This is a genomic window from Mariniphaga anaerophila (genome assembly GCF_900129025.1).
Classification (GTDB): Bacteria; Bacteroidota; Bacteroidia; order Bacteroidales; family Prolixibacteraceae; genus Mariniphaga; species Mariniphaga anaerophila.
On sequence record NZ_FQUM01000005.1, the window covers coordinates 1 to 17,037 of the forward strand.

General features: G+C 43.2%; 12 protein-coding genes. 6 read left to right on the forward strand and 6 right to left on the reverse strand.

What is annotated here, in order from left to right; all coding sequences use genetic code 11:
- The first annotated feature begins 374 nt into the window (after window positions 1-374).
- Window positions 375-2,837 (forward strand): ABC transporter permease, encoded by a 2,463-nt coding sequence (locus BUB08_RS10975; protein WP_073001745.1) that lies wholly within the window; start codon window positions 375-377, stop codon window positions 2,835-2,837.
- Window positions 2,838-3,166: 329 nt separating this feature from the next.
- Here BUB08_RS10975 and BUB08_RS10980 read toward each other — a convergent pair whose 3' ends face one another.
- Window positions 3,167-4,360 (reverse strand): M24 family metallopeptidase, encoded by a 1,194-nt coding sequence (locus tag BUB08_RS10980; protein ID WP_073001747.1) that lies wholly within the window; start codon window positions 4,358-4,360, stop codon window positions 3,167-3,169.
- Window positions 4,361-4,671: 311 nt separating this feature from the next.
- Between BUB08_RS10980 and BUB08_RS10985 the strand changes: the two genes are divergently transcribed.
- Window positions 4,672-5,358: an ABC transporter ATP-binding protein gene (locus tag BUB08_RS10985; RefSeq protein ID WP_073002250.1), complete on the forward strand. Its 687-nt coding sequence runs from the start codon at window positions 4,672-4,674 to the stop codon at window positions 5,356-5,358.
- A gap of 43 nt (window positions 5,359-5,401) precedes the next feature.
- On the opposite strand, the gene BUB08_RS10990 is transcribed toward BUB08_RS10985, so the two are convergent.
- Both BUB08_RS10990 and BUB08_RS10995 read right to left on the reverse strand, forming a co-directional pair.
- Entirely contained in the window at window positions 5,402-6,178 is a 777-nt protein-coding gene (locus BUB08_RS10990; RefSeq protein ID WP_073001749.1) for a type III pantothenate kinase, read from the reverse strand.
- 122 nt (window positions 6,179-6,300) lie between these two features.
- On the reverse strand, window positions 6,301-9,498 hold the full coding sequence (locus BUB08_RS10995) for a UvrD-helicase domain-containing protein (RefSeq protein WP_073001751.1): 3,198 nt from the start codon (window positions 9,496-9,498) through the stop codon (window positions 6,301-6,303).
- A gap of 510 nt (window positions 9,499-10,008) precedes the next feature.
- Between BUB08_RS10995 and BUB08_RS11005 the strand changes: the two genes are divergently transcribed.
- A complete protein-coding gene (locus BUB08_RS11005; RefSeq protein ID WP_073001755.1) occupies window positions 10,009-10,302 on the forward strand; it encodes a hypothetical protein in 294 nt (97 codons plus the stop codon).
- Window position 10,303: 1 nt separating this feature from the next.
- Here BUB08_RS11005 and BUB08_RS11010 read toward each other — a convergent pair whose 3' ends face one another.
- Window positions 10,304-10,693: a DUF3859 domain-containing protein gene (locus BUB08_RS11010; protein ID WP_073001756.1), complete on the reverse strand. Its 390-nt coding sequence runs from the start codon at window positions 10,691-10,693 to the stop codon at window positions 10,304-10,306.
- A gap of 112 nt (window positions 10,694-10,805) precedes the next feature.
- Between BUB08_RS11010 and BUB08_RS11015 the strand changes: the two genes are divergently transcribed.
- From BUB08_RS11015 to BUB08_RS11025, 3 genes are all read left to right on the forward strand, one after another.
- Window positions 10,806-11,150: a hypothetical protein gene (locus BUB08_RS11015; protein ID WP_139249679.1), complete on the forward strand. Its 345-nt coding sequence runs from the start codon at window positions 10,806-10,808 to the stop codon at window positions 11,148-11,150.
- A 132-nt stretch (window positions 11,151-11,282) separates the two neighbouring features.
- A complete protein-coding gene (locus BUB08_RS11020; RefSeq protein ID WP_073001760.1) occupies window positions 11,283-13,646 on the forward strand; it encodes a TonB-dependent receptor in 2,364 nt (787 codons plus the stop codon).
- A 123-nt stretch (window positions 13,647-13,769) separates the two neighbouring features.
- Window positions 13,770-14,663 carry a hypothetical protein gene (locus tag BUB08_RS11025; protein ID WP_139249680.1) on the forward strand — a complete coding sequence of 298 codons (894 nt, stop codon included), beginning with the start codon at window positions 13,770-13,772 and terminating at the stop codon, window positions 14,661-14,663.
- 76 nt (window positions 14,664-14,739) lie between these two features.
- Here the strand turns inward: BUB08_RS11025 and BUB08_RS11030 are convergent, their stop codons facing one another.
- Both BUB08_RS11030 and BUB08_RS11035 read right to left on the reverse strand, forming a co-directional pair.
- A complete protein-coding gene (locus tag BUB08_RS11030; protein ID WP_217651603.1) occupies window positions 14,740-15,690 on the reverse strand; it encodes an aldo/keto reductase in 951 nt (316 codons plus the stop codon).
- Between the two features lie 208 nt (window positions 15,691-15,898).
- Window positions 15,899-16,978 carry a DUF3810 domain-containing protein gene (locus tag BUB08_RS11035; RefSeq protein ID WP_073001762.1) on the reverse strand — a complete coding sequence of 360 codons (1,080 nt, stop codon included), beginning with the start codon at window positions 16,976-16,978 and terminating at the stop codon, window positions 15,899-15,901.
- Window positions 16,979-17,037: the final 59 nt, after the last annotated feature.

The window sequence follows — 17,037 nt, forward strand, 5'->3', positions numbered from 1 at the left end:
TCTCATTTCAAATCAAAAAATCAAAGAACGCTCGTAGTAAATTATATATTAAACAATTACGATCAAACAGATTTAGATTAACGCATCACTAATAATAATTGGAAATGTGTAATGAATAATAAAAAAAAGAACAAAAGTATAACCGGCCGTTTACAAATTAAGAAAGCTACATTTCCGTAATTATCAATTGTTCATTACTCATTATTAATTAAAAAAACAGGCAGGCTACAGCCCGTAAATCTGCTAAAGCATTGCAATTTGAAGTATATAACTATATTTAAATTATCAGGATGAAAAAGTCTATAAAACAACACAATAATTTCTGACTCTAACGATTCACAGGAAATAATCAAACCTCAAAAAACCAATATATAATGAACATAACCATACACTCAATTCTGTCAAATCTAAAAAAAAGAAAAACTCTGGCAGCATTTCGTTTCGTAGGATTGCTAATTGGCTTTACTGTATTTCTGTATATCTTGGGATTAAATACCCGCGAAAAAAGCTACGACCGCTTTTGGGAAGATGCGGATAGAATTTACCGGACTAGTCTTTCTTTATCGCAAAACGGAGAATTAATGACCCGTTCGGCTAAAAATTTCCCGGGGTCGGTACACCTTTTAAAAGAAGAAATTCCGGGAATTGAAACCGCTTGCACTTTTTATAAAGACGTAATTACCATTTTTACCGAGCAGAAACAGTTTTCAGACGTGCAGTGGCTGTGGAGCGACACTACGTTTTTTAATGTGTTTCCAAGAAAAATAATTGAAGCATCCAGTTTCAATTTATTCAGCAATATACATGGAGTAATGCTTTCGGAGAGCTTTGCCCGGAAACTTTTTGGCAACGAAGATCCGCTTCAAAAGGTTTTTAAACTGAACGAAGGCTGGGAGTTTGTGATAATCGGTGTTTTCGAAGATATTCCTGCCAATAGTCATCTTTCGGTAGATGTGATTGCGGGGGTAAATTCGTTGTGGTACTACCTGAGCCATTTCGACAATAAAACCGGGAAGCTAAACGATAACCCCGAATATCGTCCGTCAAAACTCGATCCGTATGCACAGGGAGCCTGGAGTGCTCCTGCCGAGTATCGTCCGTATTGTTACCTGAAGCTGGCAGAAAACACAGCAATTCGCACGGTCGAACAGCAAATTCCGGTAGCGATGGAAAAAATAGCTCTCCCCAAACATTTAGCTGATACCGACATAAAGTTTGAACTTCAGCCAGTAAGCGAAATACATTTACGTTCGCATCTCGAACACGAGTACCAGACTAACGGCAGCCAGTCGCGGGTTAATTTCTTATACCTCATCGCCTTGGTGGTGCTTTTGGTGAGTACTGTTAATTTTATAAATCTGAGCAGCATTAGCTGCATGGAAAGTGGAAAGCAATTTGCAATTCGTATGATTAACGGAGCCAGCGAACTATCTGTTGCCCTTATTCTATTTTTCGAAAACTTTATGTTGAGTCTTGTGGCACTGCTGTTTTCTTCGGGACTGGCTGTTTGGGGGACGATAGAAATGCAGGAAGGGCTTATTTTTTATCTCGAAAATAATTTGTTATTGCTAGCCTTTGTGTTGGTAATTGCCCTGGTGGCAACGCTTATTCCGTATTATTCAACCCTAAAAGGACGTTTCCCCGACTATTTGAAAACGCAGACAAAAACGCTTCCCGGCAATTGGAAAGGACGGAAATCACTTGTCGGGCTACAGTTTACCATCTCCATTATCCTGATTGCAGGTACCCTGTTGATCGATAAACAACTGTCGTTTATGTCGAACTATTCGCTTGGTTTTCAGCCCGAGCAAACCCTGTTTTCGCTTTCACCAATGAGTATGAACGGAAAGCCCGATATTGTTTCACGTCTTTCGGCATTTAAAACCGAAGTGCGTAAAATTCCGGGCGTAAAAGATTTTGCTGTTTCTTCGTCGATTCCAGGCAAAGAAATCTCGCGTTATGCCGAAGACTTGCGACTCGACGAAAATGCCGAACCCTTGCCCGAAGTTTTTCAGTTGGTAAGTGCCAGCGAGGACTATACTTCGGTGTTTCAACTTAATCTTTTGGCAGGAACCAATCTTTCCGAACAAAAAGAGTGGCAGTCAAACGAAATATTGATAAACGATTTGGCTGCAAAAACCATGGGATTTGCCAATCCTGCTGATGCAGTAGGACAGTACATCGGGTTCAGGGGTAAGGTGAAGCAAATTGCCGGGGTATTTGCCAACTACCATCATCTTTCGCTAAAAAATGAAATTGCCCCGATGATACTTGCTCAGGATTTGGAATGGGATTACTCGGTAGGCTACTACACGCTACGCTACGAAGCTCGTCGCACTGCCGATGTGTTGGCAGCAGTAGGGCGTTTGTGGGAAGATATTTACCCCGGCGAAACCGCTGACTTCCAGTTTACCGACGAACGTTTTGCCAGTCAGTACCGTGACGAACGACTATTTAACCGGCTGCTGACCACGAGTTCGCTTATTGCCCTGTTTGTTTCCTGTATCGGGCTGTTTGCCATTGCTTCGTTCGATACAAAAAAGCGGGTACGTGAAATCGGTATTCGAAAAGTAAACGGTGCAAAAACATCTGAAATTCTAACCTTGCTAAACAAGGACTTTGTAAAATGGACAACCGTTGCCTTTGTTATTGCTACGCCAATCTCTTGGTACGCCATGAATAAGTGGCTCGAAAACTTTGCATATAAAACTACGCTGAGTTGGTGGATTTTTGCCTTAGCTGGTTTGTTGGCACTGGGAATTGCACTGTTAACGGTGAGTTGGCAAAGTTGGAGAGCAGCGACGAGGAACCCGGTGGAAGCGTTGCGAAATGAATGAGTTAATAATGAACAATTGGGAATGTGTAATGATTAATTTAAGAAATGACCAACGTTGTAACCAATCGTTTACCTAAAACGGAAAGCTACATCTCCGTAATTACTAATTGTTCATTACTCATTATTAATTAAAAAAAGCGGGCAGCAACAAAAAACCCGATGGAAGCGTTGCGGTATGAATGAGTTAATAATGAATAATTGGGAATGTGTAATGAATAATAAAAAAGGAACAAGAGTATAACCGATCGTTTACTAATCAAAAACGCTACATTTCCGTAATTACTAATTATTAATTACACATTACTAATTGAAAAAAGTTGATTTTTTGCTCTATTCGACCAAAATCAGTCCCGGGTTATTACCGGTAAGACACCTTCCGCCGCCGGGAGCAACCACAAATGTATTTTCGATGCCCACCATTCCGATGCCTTCAATGCCTTTTTTCGGTTCAACCGCAAAAACCATATTTTCTACCAACGGGGCTTTAAATCCTTTTGCCAAAACCGGATACTCATCAACCGTTAAGCCAATGCCGTGTCCCAAAAATTTCACCTGGCGGCTGCCGAATCCCATAAAATTCTTCAAAAATTCGGAGCTGAGTCCTCCCATTATGGTTTCATAAATAGTTTCAGGAACATTTCCGGGAATAAGCATTTCAGCCACCCGATTTTGCACGTCAACACATTTTTGATGAATTCGCTGCACTTCGTCAGAAAGTGGCTTGCCAAACATATACGTCATGGTTTTATCGGAGTGGTAACCGTTTACAGCAACCGCCACATCAATAAAAACAAGATCGCCTTTTGTCAGCTTCCGGTGCCTGCTACCAAAGCTGGGAACAGCAGGGCTTAATCCCAGGTTTCCTCCCGGCCCGTCGAAATTGGTAGGATGCAACGAGCTTTCACCAAATCCCAGCTGCCCAAGAGCCATTTCAGTATCGAGCATTCCAAAGCGCACACTCCCCTGATGCCCTTCTTTCACCATCACCGGATACATTTCAGCAGCCAAATCAGCCTCCGACATCCCTTCCCTGAGCAGTTCGGGAACACGTTCTTCCAGCACGCGCTGATGTATGGCAGCAGCCTTTTCCATACACTTCAACTCCCAGTCGCTTTTTACAGAGCGGGTTTGTGCAATCTGAAAATCAATGGGTTTATAAGAAACAAATGAGAAATGCTTTTGAAAACGCTGAAACATAGCCAACGGAACAAACTCTGTTTCCAGAAATACTTCACCGGGAAATTTAGAGTATTCACGTGCGGCGTCCCGATAGCTGTTCATGTGTTTTATTAACGGAAATTCCGACTCTTCCAGCGAACGCTCGTAGCCATGACGTGCCCACAAAACAGCCGCATTTTCCCGCTCAATTATCAACATTCCGTCGGGCATCGAACCTGTAAAATACAACAGGTTTATCTTGCTAAAAACAACAGCCAGTTTCCAATCCGGACACTGTTCATCCATTATTTCCCGAAACTTGATTAAGCGTGTCTCCAGTTCTGAAGCAGGTACGCGGTCGTTCATAATTTTCAATTTATTGAAACAAAAATAGCAGAACGATTATAAAACAGGCGGTTGACGCCATTTTGTCCATCTAAAGTTAGCTCTATGTAAACTTTAGAGGACGGAGAGTTGAAACAACGCAACATATCTCCGCTTGACAAAATATCATACAAGCGCTGTCAATTTTTTTGACACTCATTTGTTCTGCTTACCTTCTACTTTTCTGTATATCTTTTATTTACGAAAAAGGCATTGTTATTGACCCGCTTTTTGCGAAACCGCGTAATTTTAACCTAATTTGGTCAATCGGTTCTACGCAAAAAAGATTATACATGATACTTCTAAAAAATGTCGACAAATACTACGATTCCAGATTTCAACGGACTTTCGTTTTAAAGGGTGTGAACCTCGAAGTGAACCAAGGGGAGTTTGTTTCCATTATGGGGCCGAGCGGAGCAGGAAAATCAACCCTGTTAAATATCATCGGTCTGCTGGACGAGCCCGGCGCCGGCGAATACTATTTTTGGGATGCTCCGGCTCATCAGATAAAAGAGAAACAAAAAGTACAGTACCACCGCAGCCACATCGGGTTCATTTTTCAGGCATTTCATCTGATTGATGAACTTAATGTTTACGAGAACATTGAAACGCCGTTGATTTACCGCGGAATTAAAGCGAAAGAACGAAAAGCGCTGGTTGCCGACCTGCTCGATCGGTTCAACATTGTAGCCAAAAAAGATTTGTTTCCGAACCAGCTTTCAGGCGGACAGCAACAACTGGTGGCAATTGCACGGGCAATTATCGGTAATCCCAAACTGCTGCTTGCCGACGAACCAACCGGAAACCTGCACTCTGAGCAGGGCGAAATGATAATGAAACTGTTGAAAAATCTGAACGAAGAAGGAATGACCATCATACAGGTTACACATTCCGAAGAAAATGCACGATATGGAACACGCATTGTGCGCCTCATCGACGGTCAGGTGCAAGAAGACTCTCCGGTTGTTAACCGCAAATAAGTTTCTGGAATACAATAAAAATTCAGCAAAAAGGCTGATTCTGTTATTTTGGATCTGTGCAAAAAGCGTTTATCTCCACCAGCCCGTCCAGAGTCAGCATGCGCTCAATATTCCGGATATTTTTTGTTAACGGGGCAACCACCGAACTCAACCCGCCGGTGGCAACCACCGAAATTTTCTCGCCTATTTCTGCTTCGGTTCTTTCAATCATCGAGTCGACCAGCCCGGTATAGCCGTAAACAATACCCGATTGAATTGCATGAATGGTATTTTTCCCTAAAACCGACGGAGGCGTAGTAAGGTGAACATGCGGAAGCTGCGCTGTTTCTCCGGCCAGTGCAATCACCGCAGTCTCCAGCCCCGGAGCAATGGCCACCCCGCGTATTTCGGCATTTTTGCCAATGGTTGTAAACGTAAGTGCAGTGCCAAAGTCAATTACCATGGTCAGCTCACCATATTTCTGAAAAGCGGCCACTGCATTTGCGACCAGGTCAGCGCCTATTTCGTATGGATTCAGAATTTTAATGGGCAACCTGGAATAAATTTCAGGACCTACAACCGTAATTTTAGCACTGGCAAACAAGCCCTGCAACATTTCGGAAAACGGGCGAACCAACGACGGAACAACGCTACTCAGAATAATATTATGCACGCCCGACCGGAAAACTTTTCCGGCCGCAAGCAACGAGCGAAAAATAACTTCGTATTCATCAGCCGTTTTGTGATGATCGGTCTGAATACGCCAATGATTTTTCCATTCGCCGTTATCGTTTATTCCAAAAACAACGTTAGTATTTCCGATGTCAATTGCCAGCAACATAATACGCTTGTTTAATTTCAAAGTACAAATATCAAATTATTTTTAATACCTGCCTGTTTCAAACCCGCCCATCTGCAATTTTTCCTGTTTCTAAACTTTTTGATCGGCCTTTCAATTCACCTTCAAAACAAACTCAGCTGATTGTCTTTCTCTTCCGGTTTTTGGCACGAACCGCTTTTCTCCTGTTGAACCAGCTCCTCCTGAATTGCACCCAAAAAAGGGCTTTTTGCAAAAACAAATTTCCGGCCCCGCAAAACCCTGCTCCGCGCATTGGTCAAAAACAGCAGTTTTTTTGCGCGGGTCATTCCCACATACAGCAGCCTTTTTTCTTCCTCCTCGTCCACTTCTTTTTTATACAAATTATAGGGAAGCAACCCGTCTTCGCACCCGGGAATAAACACACATTCAAACTCCAACCCTTTTGAAGCATGCAGCGTCATTACCGAAACGGCTTCCAGGTTTTTATCATGGGTGTCACTTCCGGCACCAAGTTTCAGAAATTGAATCAATTCATCTGCAGAGTTCATTTTTTCTGACAGATGCAAAAACCGGTTCCAATCCTCCGGATTAAATGCCTCAGCCGAAAAATGCGTTTCCTTAACAAAATTCAAAAATGGAAGCAACCGGCTATCTTTCATCTTATTGCGAGCCAAATCAAATTCCATTTTAGATATCGACTGTTTTCTGAGTTGAAAAACCGGAGCTGCCTGTTCGTAAGAATCAAAAGCAAAAGCACTGAGCATGTCGCAGAAAGCAGAAAAAGGCTCCCGCTGAAAAAAAGCGTCTGTGCCACTTTCCTGATACGGAATGTGGTGGTCGCACAATGCTTTTACAACAGCTTCAAACTGGCTGCGGGTGCGACATAGCACGGCAAAATCTGACAAGCTGTTAATGGTTTCACTTTTATCGCCACCAGACACCGAACTGTCGATTGAAAAGAAGCTGACTCCGCCAACCAACTCCTCAATTTTCCGGGCAATAAATTCGGCTTCGGCAGCGCCGGTCGGCTGTTCCGAGATGGAAATCTTTACTCCTTCATTTAACCCTTCGAGAAAATCGGAACTTTGATTCAACACATTGGAAGAAGCTGATAAAATGGTCTGCGAACAACGGTACGAACGCGTAAGCCGGAACACACCGGCATCGGGATAATCTTCAGCGAACTTTTTAATGTAACCTGCATCGGCTCCCCTAAAACCGTAAATCGACTGATTGGCATCGCCCACCACGCACAGGTTCGAATCGGAATCGGGCGCCAGCAATCGCAGCAGCTGATACTGTGTATCGTTGGTATCCTGATATTCGTCTACAAAAATGTACCGGAATTTCTGACGATACTCCCCTGCCGCTGCATCGTTTTGCGACAAAAGTTGCAGCGGCTTCTCAATCAGATCATCAAGATCGAACGCATTTAACTTCTGCAATTGAGTTTCGTACAGCGAGAAAAGCGGTGTTGCCAGATGGCTTCCCTTTTTTATTTCAGAAATTTCCGCGGAAATTTTCCTGGCTTCGTTTCGGTTAACTTTCTGTATCGATTTTATAATTTCCAACTTCAAATCTTCATCCACCAACAGAAAATTTTCGTTCCGCCCCAACTCTCCATAAAACGATTTCAAAATGGAAAGCCCGAATGCATGAAAAGTAGAAACAGCTATTTCTGCAGCTTTTAATCTGTTTTTCAGGAGAGTTTCCAGCCGTTCTCTAAGTTCAGCGGCGGCTTTATTGGTAAAAGTAATGGCCAGTATTTCCTGAGGCAAAGCAATATGGTTGCCCACCAGCCACGCAATTTTGCTAGTCAGCGTCTTGGTCTTCCCGGTTCCCGGCCCGGCAACAATCAACGACGGCCCGCAGGTGTGTTGCACTGCTGCCAGTTGTTCAGGATTCAAATCGTTAAAAACACTGTTTTCCGAAGGAGAAATCGCTTTGTCTTCATCTTTTTCAGCATCCTGATTTTGGATCTGCTCTTTTTGATGCAGCAGATTCCTGATACCTTTCAAATCAAAATCAATCAGCGCTCTCTTCGAAGGAGGCAATGGTTTTTCCTCCTGAAAGAGCGAATTTGTGGCTTCAAAGCTTTTCGCCTCGCCAGGCTTAAAAACATTAATTACTCCGTACTCTCCGTCAAATCCCTCCTGAATGTAAACTTCCCGATTTCTCATCCGGCGAATTGCCTCGGCCAGTATCGGAGATGACTTCGATTTGATTTCTTCCAGCGGAACTTCTAACAAAATATCAAGCTCTCTGCCCAGCTTCTGAATCGTTTGCATGTACTTGCCATCCACTTTTTTTGAGTTCACTCCCACACCTGTAATTTCCGCCAGCATCTCTTTTAGCGGAATTATCGATTGAAAAGGCAGCCGGTTGGGGCGTTCTTCTACATTTACCCGGTCAGACAAATGAATTACACGGTTCATCACACCAACTGTTACCGGCTTTCCACACTCCGGACAAACATAGTTGTTACGCAACGTGTTAACCGGATCCCAACAAATGTTACACTTCCGGTGCCCGTCGTAATGGTACTTCCCTTCCTGCGGAAACATGTCGATGGTTCCCTGGTATTGCTCCGGATTTCCGGTACGCAAAGCGTCGGTTATTGCGCCGTAACTAACATCTGTATTAAAAATATTAGCGTTGCGCCCGAGGCGTTCGGGCGAATGAGCATCAGAGTTGGAAACCAGCGTAACTTTATCCAGAAACGAACAAAGCCAGTTCATGGGCGGGTCGGTAGACAATCCGGTTTCGATGGTGTTAATGTGAGGAGACAAATCAGCAAAGCATTCTTCCAGCGAATCGAACCCCGATTTTGATCCCAGCATGGAAAACCAGGGGGTCCAGATATGGGCAGGAATGAAATAGTTGTTTTCATTGCAATCGAGTACTATTTCCAGCAAATCGCGGGAGTCGAGTCCCAGAATTGGCCGCCCGTCGGAGGTAAGATTTCCGCCCAGGTTAATCAGCCGCTGGTTAATTTTTTCGGCATCTTCAAACCCGGGAGCCAGAACCACATTGTGTACTTTTCGAACCTTTTCTCCCCGTTTATAAATATTACTGATTTCTGCAGTAAGCAAAAACCGTGTTTCGTTATTGCCAAACGGCGAATCAAGCCGGTATTCTTTTTTCAGTTTAAACAAGCCGTTTCCATCAGGTTCGGTTTTTTCCTTCAACTCATTGAGCCAGCCCGGGTGGGTAAAATCGCCCGTTCCCACTACTTTTATTCCTTTTAGTCCCGCATAATAATCCAGGTATTCTGGAGTAAGCATTTTACTGGTCGCCCTCGAATAATGAGAATGTATGTGTATATCTGCTACAAATTTCATGATACTGTTTGTTACTTACAAAGATGCAAAGGGCAAAGCAAAATTGTCCTTCTTTTTCTGAAAACAAACTTAAAATTATTGTTTCGCTTCGCCTTTTTCCGCGAAACTGCGTTTCTCCGCTCCCGGGTTTTCCGGGTCATTTTCGTTTCAAAAAGAATAATGGTTGAAGTTGCACCCACCAGATTATAAGCTTATTTCACTATCATTTTCACAGAACATTCGCAAACCCGATTGAATGATTCAAATTCAGAGACTGCCAATGAAGCCATTTCATCAACAAGAAAACAGATACGCGTTCGTTTCGTTACGTTACTACTTTAGCGGGGATTCTGCTTCAAACAAAAAATCAGGAAATTCGTTTTGGGCAGCAGAAAACAAAACTGCGTTTTTTGCAGTTCAAACACCGGACGGCGGGAAAACCGATGAATTTACTGAACATGTTTTTTTTCAGGACATCCGATTTGAAAATTTGTTAACTTGCGAGCCAAAATAACGTAATTTACAAAAGCTATGGCAAGCAAAAGAGATTTAAAAAAAGATATTGATTTATTGATGTCGATGGTGCTGAACGATTGTTTTTACGCCCTGGAATATAACTCAAAAGTAGATGCACAGGCCGTAATGAAAATTGCCAGCGATGTTATTGAAAAACACCGCGAATTCAGAATCAGAACCAACCACACCGACGGGAAAGACAACCCAAAATTGGTAAAAGAATACTATAAAGCGCTGGTAGCCGACTTATTAAAAACTGCAAACGAAGCTTTTGATTCGCTTTCGGAAGAAATAAAAAAAGTAGCCTAAATTACTTTTTGACCAGTTCAAATACTTTGCGGGCAACCACTTTTCCTTTGTGATAAGTGGTTAGCTCCCAGTTACCCAATTTATCGTCCAGGGGTTCCCACACACAATCGCCCAAATAAAAACGAAAATCGTTGGTACGGACAAACTGCTCGCCTTCAAAGGGCGGCGCGGTATTTCCGTCCTCATTTTTAAATGGCGGATGCTCAATTTTAAAAGACACAGCCTCCCCTTTTCCTCCTGCAATGTGCAAAACGTAACCGAACTCTGTTCCGATTTCGGCCTCAATGCGTGTGGTAAAATCCAATATTTTAGGAATATCGGAACTCTCCCGCTCCCATTGGGAATACTCTCCGTAACTAATCATTTTAAACACCGGTTTACGTTTCGCCATTGTTAAATAATATTTCAAGGTGTGAATAAAAGAATTCCTGTGAAATTTTATCTACTATTTTTATATCAATTTAGTAAGGAAGGTGGTTTTTATTAGAAAAAACAGCAAGTTGTTGTTTGCACTGTTCGTGCCGATATACTTTTTTATCGCACAAAATTCTCTTCAGAACAGGCATACACACATCAGTGCCCATGGCATTGTAATAACTCACTCACACCCTGTAAATCACAACAACAGTGAGCCAATTAATGCCCACGACCACTCAAAATCAGAGATTTGCTTTTACCACCTCGTTCAATTCGGTTATTTTGTAACAGCCCCCGAAATTCATTTCACCCCCCAGGCTCAGCCTCTTCCTGAGAATATTTTCATTCCGGAAGAAAAAGCAACCCAACAACTATTTTTCTGCCATCACCTTACGCGTGGCCCTCCTGCATTTTTAAATCCCATCGTTTAACAGGCATGTAAAATCACAATTATTAGGGATTTTACAACTTACTACATCAACCTACTTTTACGCCTGTAAGAAAATTCAAAAAACCAAAATTTAAACGAAAACCGAGTTTCGTTTACCAAAAACATTTACCAGATGAGATTTTATGCAATTCTTAACTTATTTTTCTATTTAATTATTACAAGCAACCTAAACGCCGATGAGCCGGATAAACGGCTAAATACCGATGCGATGCTTTTTGGCGATGTAAAATCAGGAGGCGAGCATATTCCGTTTGCTTCAATAACTATTAAAGGCACAACCATTGGCACGGCGGCAGATGCAACCGGCCATTTTAAACTTACTGACTTGCCAACGGGAATGCAAACAGTAATGGTTTCTGCGGTTGGATACAAACCTTTTTCAAAAGAGATGGAGATGAAAGCCAACAGCAGTGTTACTATTCTGGCAGAGCTGGAACCCGACAATATCGGGATTGAGCAGGTAGTGGTTTCGGCCGACAGAAATGCCAAAAGCAGAAGCAAAACCCCTACCATTGTAAACAGTATTAATCCAAAGCTATTTCAGCGTACCCAGAGTGTGACACTGAGCGACGGACTGAACTTTTCGCCCGGACTTCGCATGGAAAACAACTGTCAGAACTGTGGTTTTTCACAGGTAAGAATGAACGGGCTGGAAGGGCCATACACGCAGATACTTATTAATTCCCGCCCGGTGTTCAGCGGGCTGGCCGGTGTTTATGGCCTCGAACTAATCCCCGCAAATATGATTGAACGGGTGGAAGTAATCAGGGGCGGCGGCTCAGCCATGTACGGAAGCAACGCCATTGCCGGAACTGTTAACCTGATTACAAAAGATCCCATTGCCAATTCGTTTTCTGTTGCAAGCAATTACAGTTCGGTCGGAATGGGCGCCAGTCCTGCCGGAGATTTCAACCTGAACCTGAATGGTTCTTTTGTAACCGACGACTACCGCACCGGAATAACCATGTACGGGTTTTACAGGGACAGAAATCCGTACGATGCCAACGGCGACGGCTACTCCGAACTTTCTGCCATTGACAACAACACGTTGGGGGCACGCTTTTTTCAGCGCGTGGCAACCCGCGGAAAAATCACAATAGACTATTTCCATATTAATGAATTCAGAAGAGGCGGAAATAAGTTTGACCTTCCGCTTCACGAATCCGATATTACAGAAAGTGTTGATCACTCCATTAACTCCGGCTCAGCAACATTTGATTTATTGATGCGCGAAGCCGACAAACTGACTGTTTTCTTTTCGGCACAGCAGGTCGACCGGAACTCATATTACGGAGCGAACCAGGATCTTTCAGCTTATGGAGAGACAAATGACTTTACATTTTCGTCGGGAGTACAGTACCTGCGGCAGCTTGACTATTTTATTTTTGCGCCCGCTACATTAACCGGAGGTCTGGAAATAAACGGGAGCCAGCTCCAAGACAAAAAACTTGGATATTATGATATTGAAAAGCAAGTTCATATGGAAAATACACCCGTTGCCGACCAGCACATTACTACAGAAGGCGCTTTTTTGCAATCGGAGTGGAGCAAAAAAAAATGGACAATTGCCACCGGTGTAAGATACGACCACTACCAGATTACCGATGATATCAGCTCAAATAAAAAAGTTTCGGGAGATGTTTTCAGCCCGCGTTTGAGCTTACTTTATAACCTCAGCCATGAAGTCCAGGCCAGAGTTGGTTTTGCTAAAGGTTTCCGGGCTCCGCAGATTTTCGACGAAGATTTGCACATTGAAACATCAGAATCGAGGCAGGTACTCCACAGGAACGACCCTAACCTGAAACAGGAAACCTCCAACAGTTATACTGCCTCGCTGAGTTACACGCTTGAATCGGGAAAATGGCAATATCAATTTCTGGCCGAAGGATTTTACACCAGGCTAAGCAACCCTTTCTCTAATGAATATGGTGATAGCGATGAAAACGGAACCGTTATTTACACCCGAAAAAATGCCGAAAAAGGAGCTAAAGTACAAGGTGTGAATCTGGAATTTAACGCCTCACCATCGAACAGGTGGCAGTTTCAGTCGGGTTTTACCATGCAAAAAAGTGAGTTTGAAGAACCGCAGGAATTTAACGAAACCCGTTTCTTCAGATCGCCCGACAGCTATGGATACCTGAGCATGAATTACCAGCCGTCGCCGCGGCTGAACATCTCCGCAACCGGAAACTACACCGGACAAATGCTGGTCCCGTACTTTGGCCCCGCACTTGAAGAACCTGAAGAAGGAGAGCTGAGAGAATCTCAAGCGTTTTTCGACGCCGGGCTAAAAGTTTCCTATTCCATAAAAATTACAGATTACATAAAAATGGAATTAAATGCAGGCATGAAAAATATATTCAACTCTTACCAAAATGATTTTGATTTAGGTGCAGACCGCGACCCGGCCTATATTTACGGGCCTACCTCGCCACGTACAATCTATTTCGGACTCAGATTTGGCAGCCTCTTGTAAACATGCTGTACAAAACAATAAAGGTTGCTTGTTAAACAGGCAACCTTTTTTTTATTTGTAGCAGACAAAAGATTATTAATTTTGTCACGTTCTATGACTTAGATATATTTTACTATGAATGAAATGGATGATCTTAAGAAAATGAAGGCCAAAGAGCGCAGAAACAACATTATTGTAATTGCTCTTGCTGCAATTCTTATTGTAGTTGGAGTACTGTATTTTCTGCAGAACAGGGAGCACCGGGGGATTGTTAGTGAGTTGAAAGCCGAAAAAGATTCCATTCAGATGGAACTGAGCGGACTTGTGGTTGGTTACGATTCGTTACAGACAGAGAACGATACCATTAACGAACAACTGTTTGTTGCCCAGGCCAAAGTAAAAGATTTACTGATTGAAATTGAACAGACAAAGAAGGTAAGTGTCGAAAAAATAAATTCTTATCAAAAACAGGTAACCACATTACGTAGCATTATGCGCGACTTTGTGGTGCAAATCGACTCGCTGAACCGCAGGAATCAGGAACTTCTGGCAGAAAATCTGGAAGTTAAGGAACAATACAAACGAGCCGAAACAGAAAAACAACAACTGAGCGAAGAAAAGGAACGCCTGGAGCGCAACCTCCAAAGAGCTGCCGTTCTTCAGGTACGGGAACTGCGAGCTGAAGCGTTGAATTCGAGAAACAAGGAAACCCGTTTTGCCGGCAGGGCAAATCGCATTCGGGTTTACTTTATCATAAACGAAAATATTACCGCCCGAAGAGGAACCAAAGATATTTATGTCCGAATTATGCGGCCCGACCAGTTGCTAATGAGCAAATCGGCCGACAACCTTTTCAAATTTGAAGATTTGAGAATTCAATATTCGGCCATGCGCGAAGTGGTTTACGAAGGACACGATTTGCCGGTTGCCATTTTCTGGGACAATTCCAACGAGCCGGAACTCATGTCGGGAACATACACAGTCGACTTGTTTGCCGACGGCAACAACATCGGCACAACCACTTTTGAACTCAGATAACATCAGCCTTTCGGCAACAAAAAAGGTACACCAGCAAATAAACGGTGTACCTTTTTTTGGTTAATACAGCCTGAGGTCAGGCATGCATAAAAACAGGTTTGGTTACATTCGAAAGTTCTTTTAACCGGTTGGTTTCTTCAGCAGTAATTTCCCCAAAATCGTTCATAAATTCCAACGCTTTTAAAAACAGGGTATTCTTTCCGGGAGGCACTGCTGCGGTTATGTTTTTCGACAAGGTGAACTTCAACGCCATTTTCATAATCTCCTCATCCAAAATGGGCTTGTACCACACATTTTTGTAGAACTTCTCCTCCCCGTCGGCCAGCCGGGTTAAGGCCATCGCTTTCAATGCAAGAATACCCATGCCCCGCTTTTCTGCTTCGGCATAAACCTGCGGACCAAAATCGCCCGCGTTCCAGCAGGCAAAATTCAAGGGAAAAAGGATGGAGTCGAAATCAAAATTTTTCATGGCCAGCAGAGCCGCATCAACCGAGTGCGCAGAAAATCCCAAATGTTTCACTTTCCCCTCCTGTTTCGCTTTCACAAAAACTTGCATGGCACCGTCGGGGGCAAAAACCTTTTCTACCTCTTCCACTGAACTGAGCGCATGCAGTTGGTACAAATCAAAATGATCTGTCTGCAGCAAACGCAACGAGTTCTCCAACTCTTCCTGTGCACCTGCCGCATCTCGTTTGCCGGTTTTACATGCCAGGAAACAATTGTTCCGGTATGGTTTTAAGGCGGGACCCAGGCGTTCTTCAGCATTTCCGTAAGAAGGCGCCACATCGTAATAATTCACCCCCAACTCGTACGCTTTTGCCACCAGCTCATTGGCAAATTCCTGCGGATTATCGTTCAGCATTATCCCTCCAAAACCGATAATCGACAGTTTTTCTCCTGTTTTGCCCAGCGTTCTTCTGGGAATCTGATAGTCAGCAGAAAAGTTATTTCCGAAGCTTCGGATAGCTGGGATGGAAAGCCCCAAAGTCCCCAGTGTACTGTTCTTAAGAAATTCTCGTCGTTCCATATTCAACTGTTTTTTTGATTTCATTATTCAAAATCCTCAAATATATCGATATAAAAAATTCTATTTTTAAACGAACCGAAAGCCGATGCTCTTAAAACTGAGTTTGAAAAACGCCGGGCTTATTCATCCCCTCATATTTTAGTCGCATTCCGAAAACACTCTATTGCTTTTCTTCATACGATGAAAAAGCCGTTTTGTTCAGCCAATTTTACAACTCCACTTTGGACTGAAACGCCGAATCGGCAGAAAAGTCCATTACAAATTTCACCACCCCGGTGTAATCTTCAATTCCGCCTGTTACTTTATTGCTTTTCAGATACGCATCATTTACTTTGGACGCGGCCCGGTCTATTTTTTCATTGCGGAGTTCTACCCAGTGTTCCCGAATCCGGCGAAAATCTGTTTTTACCTTTTCATCCAGTTTTCCTGCAATGCCGGGAATTTGCTCTAACCGGCTTCCGTGAAACAAAAAGTAGCGAAAAATTACCAGATTAGCTGAATACCGAAGCTGTTTCGAGCTGCTTTGCGTACAAACCAGCCAGGCATAAAAATTGGCCTCGGCTTCGCTTGTTATTCCAAACTGATGGGCCTTTTCGTGCGCCAAAACAAAAGGGTATTCCACAGGCAAATTATACGGATTCACATGAACTTCGTTAAAAAACGGCCCGTAATATCCCGAAATCCCGGCCTGCGCAAAAAGCATTCCGGCGGTTATATTTTTTGCCCGCCTTTTTCCCGACGGATATTGAAGCTTCAACGCAGGCGCAATTCTTTTGTAGGATTCTTCCACTAAGGAATCAATATGTTCCTTTTTCATATTTTCGTAACCGGTCCAGTCAGCACTCAGTTTTTCCGCAAGCCCATCCAAAACAGCGACAAAAGCGTCAGTATTTGCGCGCTGTTCTGCCAATCCAAGCCGCTGGTTAAAGTCGCTCCTGTAGTAATTAAATCCCCACAAAAAATAAAAAGCAATGTAAATTCCGGCCAAAGAATTCAGTAGTATTTTCCCCGCCGCTTTCCACGACATCCTTTTCAGAACTGCAAGCAGAAGAAGAAACAGAGGCAACAAAATCAGCAGTCCGTAAAACAAATCATCAAGAGAAAATGCAACCCGACTGCTAATAAAAGAAAAAACAGAAGCAATTACCGGATAAATACCACGGGAGTAGTATCTCTCCACAAACGCAGGATTTCGCGCTGCTAACTCAGTCAGCAAAAAAGTAATTAATGCAAAAACAGGCGTTGCAATCCACCTCAAATTCCGTATCTTTTTATTTTGTGTAGTCATTTATTACCAGTTTCTGCGACCTGCAATTTACAGGTAGGCGTCAAAAGAACCAATATTTC